14 protein-coding genes and 1 pseudogene are annotated in these 15,533 nt (G+C 71.6%); 4 read left to right on the plus strand and 11 right to left on the minus strand.

What is annotated here, in order from left to right:
- The first annotated feature begins 47 nt into the window (after positions 1 to 47).
- Positions 48 to 263, plus strand: coding sequence for a DUF5703 family protein (locus EW117_RS15285; RefSeq protein ID WP_129787576.1), 216 nt, complete (start codon positions 48 to 50; stop codon positions 261 to 263).
- Positions 260 to 1,111 carry a fructosamine kinase family protein gene (locus tag EW117_RS15290; protein ID WP_242504313.1) on the plus strand — a complete coding sequence of 284 codons (852 nt, stop codon included), beginning with the start codon at positions 260 to 262 and terminating at the stop codon, positions 1,109 to 1,111. Before EW117_RS15285 ends, EW117_RS15290 begins: the two co-directional genes overlap by 4 nt.
- 62 nt (positions 1,112 to 1,173) lie before the next feature.
- Here the strand turns inward: EW117_RS15290 and EW117_RS15295 are convergent, their stop codons facing one another.
- Together EW117_RS15295 and EW117_RS15300 are read right to left on the minus strand one after the other, a co-directional pair.
- The gene (locus EW117_RS15295; RefSeq protein ID WP_242504314.1) at positions 1,174 to 2,511 is read right to left on the minus strand and encodes a M20/M25/M40 family metallo-hydrolase; all 1,338 of its coding nucleotides are present in this window, start codon (positions 2,509 to 2,511) and stop codon (positions 1,174 to 1,176) included.
- Between the two features lie 89 nt (positions 2,512 to 2,600).
- A complete protein-coding gene (locus tag EW117_RS15300) occupies positions 2,601 to 4,721 on the minus strand; it encodes a M3 family metallopeptidase (protein ID WP_129787577.1) in 2,121 nt (706 codons plus the stop codon).
- A gap of 76 nt (positions 4,722 to 4,797) precedes the next feature.
- Between EW117_RS15300 and EW117_RS30800 the strand changes: the two are divergent.
- Positions 4,798 to 5,046: pseudogene (locus EW117_RS30800) on the plus strand (DUF6314 family protein); the annotation flags it as partial.
- Between the two features lie 37 nt (positions 5,047 to 5,083).
- On the opposite strand, the gene EW117_RS15305 reads toward EW117_RS30800, so the two are convergent.
- From EW117_RS15305 to EW117_RS15330, 6 genes are all read right to left on the minus strand, one after another.
- Positions 5,084 to 6,307 carry an alginate lyase family protein gene (locus EW117_RS15305; RefSeq protein ID WP_129787578.1) on the minus strand — a complete coding sequence of 408 codons (1,224 nt, stop codon included), beginning with the start codon at positions 6,305 to 6,307 and terminating at the stop codon, positions 5,084 to 5,086.
- Positions 6,307 to 7,638, minus strand: coding sequence for a ricin-type beta-trefoil lectin domain protein (locus tag EW117_RS15310; RefSeq protein WP_242504315.1), 1,332 nt, complete (start codon positions 7,636 to 7,638; stop codon positions 6,307 to 6,309). The genes EW117_RS15305 and EW117_RS15310 overlap by 1 nt, the downstream gene beginning before the upstream one ends.
- A gap of 163 nt (positions 7,639 to 7,801) precedes the next feature.
- The gene (locus tag EW117_RS15315) at positions 7,802 to 8,827 is read right to left on the minus strand and encodes a chitinase (RefSeq protein ID WP_129787579.1); all 1,026 of its coding nucleotides are present in this window, start codon (positions 8,825 to 8,827) and stop codon (positions 7,802 to 7,804) included.
- Between the two features lie 87 nt (positions 8,828 to 8,914).
- The gene (locus EW117_RS15320) at positions 8,915 to 10,561 is read right to left on the minus strand and encodes an ABC-F family ATP-binding cassette domain-containing protein (protein ID WP_129787580.1); all 1,647 of its coding nucleotides are present in this window, start codon (positions 10,559 to 10,561) and stop codon (positions 8,915 to 8,917) included.
- A gap of 264 nt (positions 10,562 to 10,825) precedes the next feature.
- Positions 10,826 to 11,317: a DoxX family protein gene (locus tag EW117_RS15325; protein WP_129787581.1), complete on the minus strand. Its 492-nt coding sequence runs from the start codon at positions 11,315 to 11,317 to the stop codon at positions 10,826 to 10,828.
- A 103-nt stretch (positions 11,318 to 11,420) separates the two neighbouring features.
- Complete coding sequence (locus EW117_RS15330) at positions 11,421 to 11,993, minus strand: TetR/AcrR family transcriptional regulator (protein ID WP_129787582.1); 573 nt, start codon at positions 11,991 to 11,993, stop codon at positions 11,421 to 11,423.
- 108 nt (positions 11,994 to 12,101) lie between these two features.
- Here EW117_RS15330 and EW117_RS15335 point away from each other — a divergent pair, with 108 nt between their 5' ends.
- Positions 12,102 to 13,508 (plus strand): FAD-dependent monooxygenase, encoded by a 1,407-nt coding sequence (locus tag EW117_RS15335; RefSeq protein WP_129787583.1) that lies wholly within the window; start codon positions 12,102 to 12,104, stop codon positions 13,506 to 13,508.
- An 18-nt stretch (positions 13,509 to 13,526) separates the two neighbouring features.
- Here the strand turns inward: EW117_RS15335 and EW117_RS15340 are convergent, their stop codons facing one another.
- From EW117_RS15340 to EW117_RS15350, 3 genes are all read right to left on the minus strand, one after another.
- Entirely contained in the window at positions 13,527 to 14,114 is a 588-nt protein-coding gene (locus EW117_RS15340; RefSeq protein WP_129787584.1) for a DUF4190 domain-containing protein, read from the minus strand.
- A gap of 63 nt (positions 14,115 to 14,177) precedes the next feature.
- The gene (locus EW117_RS15345) at positions 14,178 to 14,711 is read right to left on the minus strand and encodes a DUF4190 domain-containing protein (protein WP_165362707.1); all 534 of its coding nucleotides are present in this window, start codon (positions 14,709 to 14,711) and stop codon (positions 14,178 to 14,180) included.
- 124 nt (positions 14,712 to 14,835) lie between these two features.
- The gene (locus tag EW117_RS15350) at positions 14,836 to 15,435 is read right to left on the minus strand and encodes a DUF4190 domain-containing protein (protein WP_129787586.1); all 600 of its coding nucleotides are present in this window, start codon (positions 15,433 to 15,435) and stop codon (positions 14,836 to 14,838) included.
- Positions 15,436 to 15,533: the final 98 nt, after the last annotated feature.

Below are 15,533 nucleotides of genomic sequence, written 5' to 3' on the forward strand. Positions count from 1 at the left end.
AAACGGCATAAACTGACCTCACCCGCGACCCGAGGACGGTGCATCAGATGGCGAGAGACGGCTCCTTGTTCCGCAAGCACAGTCAGTACGAGTACCGCGTCGTGACGTTCGACCCGGACACCAGCGTGCCGGACGCCCGCCGGCTGCTCACCGAAGAGGCCGAGTACGGCCGCTGGGAACTGGCAAGGACCCTTCTCTACATCGGCGGCAGACGCAAGGTCTGGCTCCGCCGCAGGATCATCAAGGTCTCCTCGACCCTGTGACGCCCGCCGCGCCGCCCGGCGTGTTCCGCAAGGCATGCGCGGACGCGCCGGCCGGGTTCTTCGCGCGCGAGGCCGCCGGCCTCGACTGGCTGCGGGTCGACGGCGGGCCACGGATCGTCGGCGTGTCCGACGTCGGGCCGGGCCACCTCGACCTGGAGCGCCTCTCCCCCGTGACGCCCACGCCGGCCGCAGCGCGGGCCTTCGGAGGCGCCCTGGCGACGCTGCACGACGCCGGCGCGCCCGCCTTCGGCGCCGGACCCGGCCCGGCCTGGGGCTGGTCCGGCGAACCCGGGGGCTGGTTCGGGCCGCTGCGCGACCCGCTGCCGATGCCGGGCGGGGTGTGGCGCTCCTGGCCGGAGTTCTACGCCGAGGCGCGGCTGCGTCCGCTGCTCGGCCAGGGCCGGGAGCGCGGTGTCCTCGGCGACGACGACGCGCGGCTGATCGACGCCGTCTGCGCGCGGCTGCCCCGCCTGGCGGGACCCAGCGCCGACGACGAGCCGGCCCGCCTGCACGGCGACCTCTGGTCCGGGAACGTGCTGTGGGTCGACGGCGGGCCGCCCGCACCGGATTCCGCGGGCGGCCCGGCGCCAGGCGCCGTCGACGCCGTCCTCATCGATCCCGCCGCGTACGGCGGGCACCGCGAGACCGACCTCGCGATGCTCGCGCTGTTCGGGGCGCCACACCTCGCCGAGATCCTGGCGGGCTACCAGGACGTCCACCCGCTCGCCCGGGGCTGGCAGCACCGGGTGCGGCTGCACCAGCTCTACCCGCTCGCGGTGCACGCGGTCCTCTTCGGCGGCTCCTACGTCCCCGAGACGCGGTCGCTCCTCGCCGAGCTGGCGGGGTAGCCGGCGCTCTACTTCGGCCAGGCGGATCAGCAGGTCGCCAGCGCTCAGCGGGTCGCCCGCGCTCAGCAGGTCGCCAGCAGGCGGTCCAGGACGCGCGTGCCGAACTTCAGGGCGTCGGTCGGCACCCGCTCGTCGACGCCGTGGAACATGCCCGCGAAGTCGAGGTCGTTCGTCAGCTGCAGCGGCGCGAAGCCGTAGCCCGTGATCCCGAGCCGGTGCAGCGACTTGTTGTCCGTGCCGCCCGACAGCGTGTACGGCAGCACCGTCGCGCCCGGGTCCTCGGCGTCGATAGCCGCGACCATGGCGTCCACGAGCGAGCCGCCGAACGGCACCTCGAGCGCCGTGTCGATGTGGATCGGCTCGATCCGCACCCGCGGGCCGGCGAGCTCGCGCAGCTTCGCCATGCCCGACTCCTCCTGGCCGGGCAGGAGCCGCACGTCGATCGCCGCCTCGGCCCGCCCGGGGATCACGTTCGCCTTGTAGCCGGCGTCCAGCTGGGTCGGGTTGGACGTGTTGCGCACCGTCGCGCCCACGAACTTCGCGACCGGGCCGAGGGCGGCGACCAGCGCGTCGATCGTGGCCGGGTCGTCGTAGTCCACGGGCAGCCCCGTGAGGTCGCCGACGCCGCGCAGCAGCGCGTCCACTGTGGGCGTGATCGTGTACGGCCAGGCGTGCTGCCCGATCCGCGCCACGGCGGCGGCGAGCTCCGTCACGGCGTTGTCCGCGTTGACCTGCGAGCCGTGCCCGGCCCGGCCGTCCGCGATCAGGCGCAGCCAGGCGATCCCCTTCTCCGCCGTCTGCAGCAGGTAGGCGCGCTTGCCGCCCACCTCGACCGAGTAGCCACCGACCTCGGAGATCGCCTCGGTGGCGCCCTCGAACAGCTCGGGGCGGTGGTCCACGGCCCAGCGCGCCCCGTACACGCCGCCGGCCTCCTCGTCGGCGAAGAACGCGACGACGACGTCGCGCGCGGGCTTGCGGCCCTCGCGCACCATCTGCCGCACGACGGCCAGGATCATGGCGTCCATGTCCTTCATGTCGACGGCGCCGCGGCCCCAGAGCAGTCCGTCGGTCAGCTCCGCGCCGAACGGGTCCACGCTCCAGTCGTCCTTCGCCGCCGGCACGACGTCCAGGTGCCCGTGCAGGACGAGCGCGGGACGGCTCCGGTCCTGCCCCTCCAGCCGCACGACGACGGACGCGCGCCCCGGGCTGGACTCGAACAGCTCGGGCTCCAGGCCGACCTCGTGCAGCAGCTCCATGACGTACTCGGCCGCCGCGCGTTCCCCCGGGCCCTCGTTGGTGCCGTAGTTGGACGTGTCGATCCGGATCAGCTCCTGGCAGATCCGGATGACCTCGTCGGCAGCGGTGGGCACGGGCGTGGAGGTGGGAACAGTCTCAGTCACGGCCCCACCGTAACCGCTGGCGTTGTGGGCGTGATCGTTGCGCCTAGATCGGGCACTTCATCGCAACTATCGCGCCCACAACAAAGGGGTCAGGCCAGGCCGCGGCGCTTGAGCAGCGGCGCGATGTCCGCCGTCCGGCCCCGCAGGTCCTCGAACGAGGCCAGCGGGTCCTGCGAACCGCCGCGGGCGAGCAGCTTGCGGCGGAACGCCTCGCCGTTCTCGCGCGTCAGCCCGCCGTTCTCGGCGTACCACTCGACGGTGTCGGCGTCGAGCACCTCCGACCAGATGTACGAGTAGTACCCGGCCGAGTAGCCGCCGCCGAAGATGTGGTTGAAGTAGGTGGTGCGGTACCGCGGCGGCACGGACTCGAAGTCGACGCCGGCCGCGGCGAGCGCCGCCGCCTCGAAGGGCAGCACCTCCTCGACGGACGTCGGCACCTCCGACGGCGCGAGCTGGTGCCATGCCTGGTCGAGCAGCGCTGCGGCGAGGTACTCCGTCGTCGCGAAGCCCTCGCCCCAGGTGCGGGAGGCGAGCATGGTGTCCACCCACTCGGCCGGCATCGGCTCGCCGGTGCGGTGGTGAACCGCGAAGGACCGCAGGATCTCCGGCTCCCACGACCACATCTCGTTGACCTGCGACGGGTACTCCACGAAGTCGCGGGGTACGGACGTGCCCGACTGCGACGGGTAGCGCACATCGCTGAGCAGCCCGTGCAGCGCGTGCCCGAACTCGTGGAACAGCGTGGTGACCTCGTCCCACGCGAGCAGTGTCGGCTCGCCGGCCGGGGGCTTGACGATGTTCAGGTTGTTGACCACCACGGGCTTCTGGCCCAGCAGGTGGCTCTGGGTGACGAGGCTGTCCATCCACGCCCCGCCGCGCTTGGACTCGCGGGTGTACCAGTCGGCGAGGAACAGGCCGAGGCCGGTGTTCGGTTCCCCCGGCTCGGGGGCGTCGAACACCTCGAACACCCGGACGTCCGGGTGGTAGCCGGGCAGATCGGCGCGCTCGGCGAAGGACAGCCCGAACAGCAGGTTCGCGGCCTTGAACACGCCGTCGCGCACGACGCGCTCCAGCTCCAGGTAGGGGCGCAGGGCGGCGTCATCCAGGTTGAAGCGCTCCTTGCGCACGGCCTCGTTGAGGTAGGACCAGTCGGCGGCGGCGACGCTGCCCTGGTTATCGCTGCCCGATGTCGCCCCGCTCACCTTCGCGAGCTCGGTCGCCTCGCGCCGCGCGTTGGCGACGGCGGCGGGCGCGAGCCGGGCGAGCATCTCGTTGACGGCGGCCGTCGTGCCCGCCGTCGCGTCCGCGGCGATGTAGGCGGCGTGATGCTCGTAGCCGAGCAGCCGCGCGTGCTCTGCCCGCAGGCGGGCGAGCTCCAGGAGGATCTCGCGGGTGTCGTTCTCGCCGCCCGTGGCGCCGCGTGCCGCGGATGCCTCCTGGACCCGCGCCCGGACCCCGGCGTCCTCCAGGGAGGCGAGCACGTTCTGGTGCGTGAAGAGCTGCATCTCAAGGAGCCAGCCGTCCTGGCCGCGGGCCTCGGCGGCGGCCTTGGCGCCGGCCTTGGCGTCCGGAGAGAGCCCCGCGAGCTCGGCCTCGTCGGTGACCAGCACGCTCGCCGCGTTGGCGCCGGCCAGGAGCTTGCGGCCGAAGCTCGCCTGCAGCGACGTGATGCGCGAGTTGAGGTCGCGCAGCGTGGCCTGGTCGGCCTCGGACAGCGCGATGCCGGCCCGCTCGAACTGCGTCATCTGCTTCTCCAGCAGGTACGCCGTATCGGGTTCGAGCTGGAGGGTGCCGGCCTCGGCGGCGTCGGCCAGAGACTTCACGCGCGCGTAGAGGCGCGCGTCCATACCGATGGCGTCCTGGTGGGCGGCGAGCTGCGGCGCCAGCCGTTCCTGGATGTCCTCCCGACCGGGCGTCGAGTCGGAGGGCAGCTGGTTGTAGAACGTCGTCGCCGCCCGGGCCAGGAGCCGCCCCGCGCGCTCCAGCGCCTCCAGCGTGTTCTCGACGGTGGCCGGCTCCGGGTTCGCCGCTATGGCTTCGACGTCGGCGCGATGGGTGGCCATGCCCGCGACGATCGCGGGCTCGTAGTGCTCCTCGCGGATCGCCGCGAAGTCAGGCAGCTCGTACGGGAGGGCCGACGGCGTGGCGAAGGGGTTGGCCGGGTCGAGGACGGCGTCCGCGCCCTGGAGGGTGGCGTTGCTGGAGGTCATAAGTACATCTTTACGCATACGTCCGGCGCGCTCCGGTGGTTTTACGGGCACCGCATAGGGCGGCCCCTGGCGCGTCACGTTCGAGGACGGTCGCGACTTCCACCCCTGGACCGCGGGCGCCGTCGAGCACCTGTGCGGCTGCGACCTCTACGAGGGCGGAGTTGAGCTCCCGGAGGAGCCCGCCGCGCCGTCGTCGGACCTGTCGTGGGAGCTGCGCTGGCAGGTCACGGGTCCGGAGAAGGACTACACCATCCGCACGACCTACTCCAAGCCCCTGACTCCCTCTGTCGTGGGCGGGATCGTTACGCCTAGAACGGGCAGGTAGGCGCAACGATCCCGCCCACAGCGAAGGGCATGGCTCGTCAGGGCAGGACGTGCGGGTTGTTCGCGTGGGTAAGCGTCTCCCAGGCGACGAACAGGTTGTTGGTGCCCTGGGGCCGCGTGGACTCCGTCAGCGCCTGCGTGTTCGTCATCGCATGGCCCTGCCGGTTGTGCAGCGCGTTGAACCCGACCTCGGTGACCGGACCGAGGCCCAGTTTCACCGACCCGCCGCAGAGCCAGGACGGCACGGCCGCGCCCCGCTGATAGGTCGAGTGGAACCCGAGCGCGTGCCGCAACCGCTCCCCCACCTGCGGGTACAGGTCGTCACCCTGGATGGCGGCGGTCTCCGCGACGTGCGAGATCGCCGAGATGCCGTAGCCCGTGTGCGTGAAGTCCCGGCAGGTCTCCTGCGACAGGCCGTTGACCAGCGTCCGCTGGTTGTGCCAGTAGGAGAAGATCTCGTCGGGCGTGTCCCGGCCGGAGCCCGGCACGGTGCGCGGCACCGACCCGTCAGAGGTCAGGTAGATGAAGGCGGGCACCCGCACAAGGAAGCGCTGGCGGGCGGAGGCGTATACGTTCCGGTCGTCGAGGAAGACGGCGATGCCGACGGCCGCCTCCATCATCGACAGCTCCCAGTTGCCGTTGCTGTTCGACCCGTTGACCACCTCGGGCAGGTAGACGTTGCGCAGCATCGTCTCGAACCGGTCGACGTCGGCCGACGCCCAGCCCGCACCCGTGTACCGGATGATCTCCGCGGCCCGCGGCCACACCGAGCCCGCCCACGCCGTCTGCAGGGGCGCGTTCGAGCTGGTGTGGTCGCGGATCACGAGCGACCACGCGTTCATGAGCGAGATGGACTTCTGGGCGTACCGCGCGTCACCGGTCACAGACCAGGCCAGGGCGTGGGTGTAGGCCGCTATCGCGTCCTCTCGCTCGTCGGTGCAGCCGTTGTTCGGGTTGGAGTACGACCCGCACTCGACGACCGCCCGCGGGTGCGGGGTGTAGGACAGTGACGCGTACCGGCTGCCCATCATCGAGTCGTATGCGCCCCGCCACGGCTGAGCGCCGGCCTGCACCTGCTGCCGCACGAAATCGAGCTGGGGCCGGCTGACGTGCACACCCGGGTGCGTGAAGGTGGTGGGCACGTCGGTGGGCGCCGTCCCGCTGGCCGTCCCCGCCGTCGACAGCAGCAGGCCGACCGCCACCGTTGCGCTGACCGCTGCCGCGACCAGGGCGCCGGTCGCGCCGGACCGCCCGGCGCGCATCAGAACCCCGCCGTGATGCGCGTGAACTCGAACCCGGGCTGGTCCCGGTTGACGGACCAGAACGCCAGCCGCGTCAGCCCGTTGTTCCGCGCGTAGTCACGGATCTGGGTCCAGGCAGCGGTGGTGGTGATCTCGCCCTGGTCGGAGCTCCCGTTCATGCCCGAGATGCCCATGTGCGAGTACGCCTGGGCGTCGGTCCACCCGTTGGCCGCCTTGAGCTGGTTCTTCAACCCCTCGGACGCGTTGATCGTGTCCTGCGCGATGTTCGAGGAGCCGAAGTTGAACGGCATGATCGTGTAGTTGTCGATCGGGACACCCAGCTGCGCGGCCCGGTTGATGAGCCGGGTGCCCGCCCCCTCCGGGCCGCTGCGGCCGGTACCGATCGTGACGGCGATCTTCACGTTCGGGTTGTTCTGCTTGACGATGGTCAGGCCCTGCAGGATGCGGTCCTGGACGGTGTAGTTCTCGAACTCGTCGGAGTTCTCGATGTCGAAGTCGACAACGTGCGGCTGGTGCGCGTTGATGACCTGCTGCACGGCCCCCGCGTACGCGGCGGGTGTCGAGCAGTTGGGACCGAGCTTGTTCCCGGACCAGCCGCCGAACGAGATCTGCACCTGGCCGCCCGCGGCCTTGATCGCGTTGATCGTCTGCTGGTCGACGCCGCCGGTGAGCGGGCGGCTGCCGTCCCAGGCGGGGTTGCAGCCGCCGGACGACAGGATGAACGCCATGGTGAACGCCCGCACGCCCGTCTGGCTCATCACCGACGTGGCGCTCGGCGGGTTGCCCCAGCCCAGGTACAGGTACGGTGCGGCCGGCATCTTCGCCGGGTTCGGGCCAGGGTTGCCGCCGCCGGACGGGAGCGTCCAGCGCTGGTTGTCGCCGGCGAAGCAGTCCCAGAGCTGCAGGGGTGTGCCGTCGGCCGAGCTGGGCCCGGTCGCGTCGAGGCACTTGCCCAGGGCGCGCAGGGTGCCGTCCGCGCCGGCCGTCCAGCGCTGCGCGGCGGTGCCGTTGCAGTCCCAGATCTGCACGCGGGTTCCGTTCGCGGTGGCGCCGCCGGCGACGTCGAGGCACTTGCCGAGTGCGCGGACGGTGCCGTCGGCGCGCACGTCCCAGCTCTGGGCGTCCGTGCCGTTGCAGCCGTAGAGCTGGACCTGCGTGCCGTTCGCTGAGCTCGCGCTCGCGACATCCACACACTTGCCGCCGTAGCCGGTGATGGACCCGGTGGCGGCCTGCGCCGGCAGCGCGCCCCCGCCGAGCGTGAGTGCCGTGACCAGGGCCATGGACAGAACCGCGAGGCCACCGAACACACGGCGCCGTAGACGTGCTTGCATGGTCGTCCTCCTTCACTTTCAAGCCTGTAAGTGAGGAGACGGTACGACCGCCGCGACGCGCGCCACATCAGGGCTTCCCCGTATACACACCTTTGTTGTGGGCGTGATCGTTGTGCCTACGCGCTGGTTTTAGGCGCAACGGTCACGCTCACAACAAAGGGGGTCAGAAGCCTGCCGTGATGCGCGTGAACTCCAGGTTCGGCTGCTCGATGCCGCTGCAGTTCGACGTCACGCCGCCACCGGGGCAGCCCCGGTCGCGGTTGACCGCCCAGTACGCGAACCGCGACAGGCCCTGCGCGCTGGCCCAGTCGCGGATCTCGGTCCACTGCGCGGGGGTCGTGGTCTCCTGCAGGTCCGAGAGCCCGTTCATGCCGGAGATGCCGGAGTGCGCGTACGCCTCGGCGTCCGACCAGCCGTTGGCGGCCTTGAGCTGGTCCTTCAGCCCCTGGGCGGCGCTGATCGTGTCCGCGACCATGTCGGAGCCGCCGAAGTCGAACGTCATGACCGTGTAGTTGTCGATCGGCGTGCCCAGCTCGGCGGCGCGCGTGATGAGGCGTGCCCCCGGGCCGGCCGGTCCGCTGATCGCGGTCGGGATCGTCACCACGGTCTGCACGTCCGGGTTGTTCTCCTTGACGATGGCGATCGCCTGCAGGATGCGGTCCTGGACCGCGTAGTCCTCGTACTCGTCGGTGTTCTCGACGTCGAAGTCGACGGCGTCCGGGCCGTGCGCGTCGATCACCTGCTGCACGGCGCCCGCGAGCGCCTCCGGGCTGGAGCAGTTCGGCCCCAGCTTGTTCCCGGAGTACCCGCCGAACGAGATCTGCACCTGGCCGCCGGCGCCCTTGATCGCGTCGATGGTCTGCTCGTCGACGCCGCCGGTGAGCGGCCGCTGCCCGTCCCACGCGGGCGTGCAGCCGCCGGACGACAGCATGAACGCCATGGTGAACGCGGAGACGCCGGTCTCGCTCATCACCGCGGTGGCGTCCTGCGGGTCGCCCCAGCCGAGGAACAGGTACGGCGCGCCGGGCATCTTCGCGGCCTCTGCCTGGGCGCCGGCGTCCGCATTCGCCTCGGTGCCGGCGGCGAGGCTACCGCCCTCCATCGCGGTGGCGCCGACCACGCCGCCCGTGACAAGGAGCGCCGCGGTCAGCGCGCTGAGGACGCCGAGGCGCCTCGGGTTGGTCTTCATCGTCGTCTCCCGAAGGTGTTGGTCTAATAAGTAAAGAGACCGTACAACCCGGGTGAAATTTGGCGCATCAGGGTTATCCCGTACCCGCTACCGCCGCTCCTCGGTCAGGTTGCCCTCGGCGTCCAGCCGGATCTCCGCGTCCAGGCCCAGCCGGTCCAGGAACGCCCCGTCGTGGCTCACCACCAGCAGCGCTCCCCGGTACGCCGTCAGCGCGTCGACGAGCTGGTCGGTGCTCGCGATGTCGAGGTTGTTGGTCGGCTCGTCCAGCACGAGGAGCTGCGCCGGCGGGTCGGCCAGGAGCAGCCGCGCCAGCGCCACCCGGAACCGCTCGCCGCCCGACAGCGTCGCGACCGGACGGTCCACCGCCGCGCCCCGCACCAGGAACCGCGCCAGCCGGTTGCGCAGCTCGCCCGGCGGCACATGAGGCGCGCCCTCCCGCACGGCATCCAGCACCGACGACTCTTCAGGAAGCACATCAACCCGCTGCGGCAGATAGGCGACGCGCCCGGTCACCACCTCACCTCCCGCCCCACCCCGTTGAGTGCTGGATATCTGCCCCTCCGAGGCCTGTTCAGAGGGCAAATATCCGGCACTCAACGAAGCCTGGGGGTCGAGTACGCGCTCCAGCAATGTTGTCTTTCCGACGCCGTTCGGGCCTGTCAGCGCCAGGCGCTCAGGGCCCTGGACCACGATCTCCCGGCCGTCCGCTCCACGCAGCACCGCGAGCCGGCGCCCGGCCGGCACCCCCGGATCCGGCAGGTCCACGGAGATCCGGTCGTCGTCGCGCACCGCGCGCTCCGCCAGGTCGACCGCCGCCCGCGCGGCCTCGACCTTGTCGTCCAGCATCCCCCGGCGCGAACCCGCCGACTTCTCCGCGCTGTTGCGGCGGTCATTGATCGCCGCGGGCACGTACTTCCGGTTCGCCCGGTCCTTCCTGCCCTGCCGCTCGCTGTGCGCGATCTTCTCCTCCGCCTCGATCCGCTGCCGCTTCTCCCGCCGCAGCGTCTGCTCCGCCGAACGCAGCGCCTGCGCAGCGGCCTCCTGCTGCACCGCCAGCCACGCCCGGTACTCCGAGTACGGGCCCCCGAACGTCGTCAGCGACCCCGCCCGCAGCTCGGCCGTCTCGTCCATCAGCTCCAGCAGCGCCAGGTCGTGCGAGACCACGACGAGCGCGCCCTTCCAGCCCCGCACGAGCTCGTACAGGCGCTCGCGGGCGTCGCCGTCGAGGTTGTTCGTCGGCTCGTCGAGCAGCGCGACGGCGGCGCTCCCGCTCGACTGGCGCAGCCGCACGCCGGTGATCGCCGTCAGCATCGCCTCACCGCCGGACAGGCTCGCGACCGACCGGTCCAGCCCGGTGGGCAGGCCGGTGGCCGAGAGCAGCGCGACGGCCCGCTCCTCGACGTCCCAGTCGTCGCCGACGGCGTCGAAGTGCGCGACGTCGACGTCCCCCGACTCGATGGCGCGCAGCGCGCGCACGACGGGCGTGATGCCGAGCAGGTCGGCGACCGTGGCGTCGACGTCCAGCGTGAGCCGCTGGGGCAGGTAGTCGGCCGTACCGCTCAGCACGATCCGCCCCGAGGTGGGTGTGAGCAGGCCCGCGACCAGGCGCAGCAGGGTGGACTTGCCGGCGCCGTTCAGGCCGGTCAGGCCGGTGCGGCCGCGGCCGAAGGCGCCCGAGACGTGGTCGAGCGCGACGGCGCCGTCAGGCCAGGCGAAAGTGACGTCGTGCAGCACGACAGAAGGGTTGGACAACAAGGCAGGACTCCCGGGTGGTGGCGAATGCCGACGCCGGGTACCGCAACAGAGTGGTGCAGCAGGGCAGGCGTCAGCGCGAGGTGGTCTCGTACCGGGAGATGCCTGTCATCACAGTCCTTCGAGTAGCTCCCTCACACGTGCGGCACACCCGCAGGAGCAGGTGAAATAGTGCCACGACGCGACGCCGGGGCGCAACGTGGAGCACGGCGCCGTTGCCGTGCGTCACGCCGCGCCCCGACGAGATCAGCGTCCGGTGAGGACGGCCCAGCGGATGCGCTCGCTGCGCAGGAACAGCGCGGCCCACACCGCCACGGCGTACAGGACTGGCGTAAGCGTATGCGTCACCGAGTCCTCCATGCGGATGTGCGCGGCGACGGCGCCGCCCAGGTAGGCGGTCAGCAGCAGGCCGCCGACGAACGCCGTCCACGGGATCACATAGAGCACCACGGCCACGGCCTGCAGCACACCGATCAGGAGGACGGCGGACGCCGGGTAGCCGATCGCCTCGAACATGCCGACCGACCGGTCCGACTCGGTGACCTGGCCGTACGCGCCCTGCGCGAGGTCCACGGCCACCCCTAGGGTGACCAGCCACCCGACGACGGGCGCCACCCGCCGCAGCACGACCTCCCTCCAGGCCGGCGTTCGGCGGGATCCGGGTTCGGCGGCCTGCCGGTCGGCCGGTTCCGCGGCGGGCGTGATCGTCTCGGCGGGTCCTGGAGCATCGATGGTCATGTCGTGGTCTCCGTTTCGTGCGACGTCTGCGGCGCGGTCACGAAAAAGTAGGACGGACCAGCGCGGTAGCCCACAGCACGAACCGTTTAACCTCCCGAACCCGTCACGGCGCCTCGGCCGTGATGTACCGCTGCACGGTGGGCGCCAGCCAGGCCACGACGTCCTCGCGAGACATGTCCGTGGCGGGACCGAACCTCAGCACGTACCGCACGAGCGCCATGCCGAGCACCTGTGAGGCGACGAGCGCGGCGCGGCGCTCGGCGTCCGCCCTGGTCACGACGAACCGTTCGGCGAGCGGCAGGATCTGGCCGGCGAACACCTCACGCATCCGGGCCGCACCGGCCTCGTTCGTCGCGCCGACGCGCAGGAGTGTCTGCAGCACGCTGTCGTTCTCCCACAGGTCGAGGAAGTGCCCGATGAGCACGCCGCCGACGTCCTCGACCGGGATCGCGCCCAGGTTCGGGAGGACCAGCTCGACGTCGATCACCGCCGCGAACAAACCCTCCTTGGAGCCGTAGTAGCGCATGACCATGGAGGGATCGATGCCGGCGTCGCGCGCGATGGCGCGCACCGTCGCACGCTCGTAACCGTCGGCCGCGAAGCGCGCACGGGCCGCCTTCAGGATCGCGGTGCGGGTCGCGTCGGAGCGGCGGCGCGGAGCTTTTGACTCTGTCATGCCAACAACTGTATGCCAACACTCGTTGACTTCGGCGCATCGGGCCCACTAGCCTGGTCAACAAGCGTTGGCAAACAACCGTTGGCCAAGCACCCTGAGGAGGACATCATGAACACGGACGTCATAGTTGTCGGAGCTGGGCCTACCGGCCTCCTGCTCGCCGGAGACCTCGCCACCGCCGGGACCCGCGTCACCGTGCTGGAGAAGCGTCCGGCAGCGCTGAGCAACCTCACCCGCGCGTTCGCCGTCCACGCCCGCAGCCTCGAGGTGCTCGACGCGCGCGGTCTGGCCGACGAGCTGATCACCAAGGGGCAGCCCGTCGGGAGCGTCCAGCTCTTCCAGAAGCTCACCATCAACCTGGCGGACCTGCCGTCGCGGTTCCCGTACGTGCTCGTCGCTCCCCAGTACGAGGTGGAACGGCTCCTGCGGCGTCGCGCCGAGGAGGCGGGCGCCGTCTTCCGGTACGACACCGAGGTCACCGGGCTCACCCAAGACGCCGACGGCGTCACGGTCACCGTCGCGGACGGCGCGGAGCTGCGCGCCAGGTACCTGGTCGGCACGGACGGCGCCCGCTCGACGGTCCGGGCCGCCGTCGGCATCCCGTTCCCCGGCCGCGCCGTCATCCGCTCGATGGTCCTGGCGGACGTCCGGCTCGCGCGCAAGCCCGCCGACACCCTGACCGTCGCCGCGGCCAACGAGTCGCTCGGTTTCATCGCCCCCTTCGGTGACGGCTGGTACCGGTTCATCGGCTGGCACGGCAACCGCAACGTGAGCGAGGACGAGCCGGTCGACCTCGAGGAGGTGCGCGCGATCGCGCGCGCCACCCTGCACGACGACTTCGGCATGCACGACCCCCGCTTCCTGTCCCGCTTCCACGCCGACGAGCGCCAGGCGCCCACCTACCGCGCGGGCCGCGTGCTCCTCGCCGGCGACGCCGCGCACGTGCACAGCCCCGCGGGCGGCCTCGGCATGAACACGGGCATGCAGGACGCCGCGAACCTCGGCTGGAAGCTCGCCGCGGCACTCCGGCTGCCCGACGGCGCGGGCGCCGCCGTCCTCGACAGCTACGAGGCCGAGCGCCACCCGATCGGCAAGCAGGTGCTGCGCGCCAGCGGGGGCATCCTGCGGGCGGCCACCAGCCGGGGCCCGCTGGCGGCGGCCGCGAGCGCCGTCGGCGTCGGGATCGTGTCGCGGGCCGCGCCGATCCGGCGGCGGGCGGCGGGCTTCATCTCCGCCGTGGGCATCGCCTACCCGCGACCGCGCGGCGCGCACCCCCTCATCGGCACGCGGGCGCGTGACCTGCCGCTGGACGGCGGCTCGCGCCTCGCCGAGGCGCTGCGGGCGGGCCGGTTCGTCCTCGTCGCCCCCGCGGGCGCGGTGGCGCCGGAGCTGCCCGCCGCGCTCGGCGAGGTCGACCCCGCCGAGCGCGTCCTGACCCGCCGGGCCGACGGCGGCGCCACCACCCTGCTGGTGCGCCCCGACGGTTACGTCGCCGACGCCGCTCCCGCGGCGTGACGGCCGAAGGCGACCGGATCAGTAGCTTGAGCTGGTCTCGCTGAAGAAGCCTTCCCGGAACTCCGGGATGCTGAACAGCACGGCGATTCCGGCGGCCGCGAGGAGAGTCAGGCCGATCGTGACCCAGCCCGTGATGATGCCGCCGAGCGCCAGGCCGGGGTTGTCCGCCAGGCCCTCCTTGTGCGCCTTGCGGCTCAGGTGGCCCGTGATGACCGCGGGAATCGCCGCGAGGAAGCCGACGAGGCAGCTGAACAGCATGACGACGCTGAGGATGCCCAGCACGAGGGACCACACGCCGAGGGCGTTCTTCTCGGGCGGCGCGGCGTACCCGTAGGGCGCACCGTACTGCGGCGGCTGGGGCTGGGGCTGGTGCGGCCCGGGCCCGTACGCCGAACCCTGCTGATACTCGGACCCCTGCGCGGGCTGCTGAAGGTACGGCTGCTGATATGGCTGCTCGTACGGCTGCTGATAGGGGCTGGGCGGTCCCGCCTGGTCAGATGCCGACGTCGGCGCGGAGCCGGGGTCGAACACCGGGCCGGAGGTGGCGTCCGGGGTGCTCGGCTTCGGTGGGTCGTACGGCGACTTCCACTCGTCGGGCTGGGTCATGGTCCTACCTTCCACGTAGTGCCTGCCAGGCGCTGTGCACCGCGCCTGGCGGGCCTGATCGAGTTATGCCTGGGAGACCGAGAACGCCGCGCCGAGAAGCCCGAAGATCAGGATGGCGACCCACCACAGCACAAAGGCGCCGACCAGCCCCACATTGATCCAGCCCAGGATGAGTCCCGCCGTCGCGGACCCGGTGTTGTTCGCCAGGCCTTCCCGGATCGCCTTCCTGCTGGCGTTCCCGGTGACTATCGCGACGATGCCGAGGACGAGCGGGCAGAGGATCCAGCTCAGGATGCCGGTCACCAGCGACCAGACGCCCAGGTCGTTCTTCGGCGGCGCGGCCGGGTAGCCGTACGGCGAGGGCGGGCCGTACTGGTACTGAGGCGGGCCCTGCGGCGCGTGGGGCTGCAGCTGTCCCGAGGGGTACTGGCCGGAGGGAAACTGCCCCGACGGGTACTGCACGGGATGCCCGTACGCCGGACCGGCAGGCGGCGGCGAGGGCGTGAGCGGGGTCTGTGGCTGCTCTCCCGGCGGCTGCGGGACAGCCGGCTGGTTCGGCGGGTCGTGCGGGGAGTACCCGTCGTCGGGCTGGGTCATCGTGCGGCCTTCCGGGCTCGGCCACGCCATGCGGCGCGGACAGGAGAGAGCGGGTCAGCCCGCCGTACCCCCGAGGGAGATCGCACCTCGGATGCGGCGGGCTGACCGACGGCAGGGAGTTGACTCAGCCGTTCTCGAGGTTCTCGAGCTCGTCCATCAATTCTTCGAGCTCAGGATCCATGGTCTGACCCGTGTCGCCGAGCTCCTGCTCGTAGCCCTCCTGGAGCTCCTCCTGGAACGCCGGGTCGTTGACCGCCGTGGCCGCGAAGATCGCCCCGACGACGAGGAAGCCGACCACGATCGTGGTCCACGCGATACCGACCCAGCCGGTGACGATGCCCACGAGGCCCATGGCGCCGTTGTCGGCCTGGCCCTCCTGCTGGGCCTTGCGGCTCTTGTGGCCGGTGATGATCGCGGCGATGCCCGTGAGGATGCCGCAGCCCAGCACGGCAAGGATGCCCAGCACGAGCGACCACACACCGAGGTTGTTCTTCGGCAGCGGTGCGGCGCCGTACGGCTGGCCGCCCTGCGCGTAGACCGGCCCCTGCTCCTCGTACGGCTGCTGCCCGTAGGGCTGCTGCTGGTACGGCTGCTGCCCATAGGGCTGCTGCTCGTAGGGCGTGGGCTGCCCGGGAACCGCGCCCGACGGCGGTGTGGCTGGCTGTCCCTGCTCGGGCTGCTGCGGCGGGTCGTAAGGTGACTGGCCGCCGTCAGGCTGGGTCATCGTGCTGCCTCTCTGCTTACGGGGGACCGGGGCTGATCCGGCCCGGAAGAGCCAAACCTACAGGCAGGAGACCCCTGCAAGCAGGAAAAACGCACGGG

Origin of the sequence: Promicromonospora panici (assembly GCF_900608595.1) — a bacterium.
In the GTDB taxonomy this organism is placed as follows: Bacteria; Actinomycetota; Actinomycetes; order Actinomycetales; family Cellulomonadaceae; genus Promicromonospora; species Promicromonospora panici.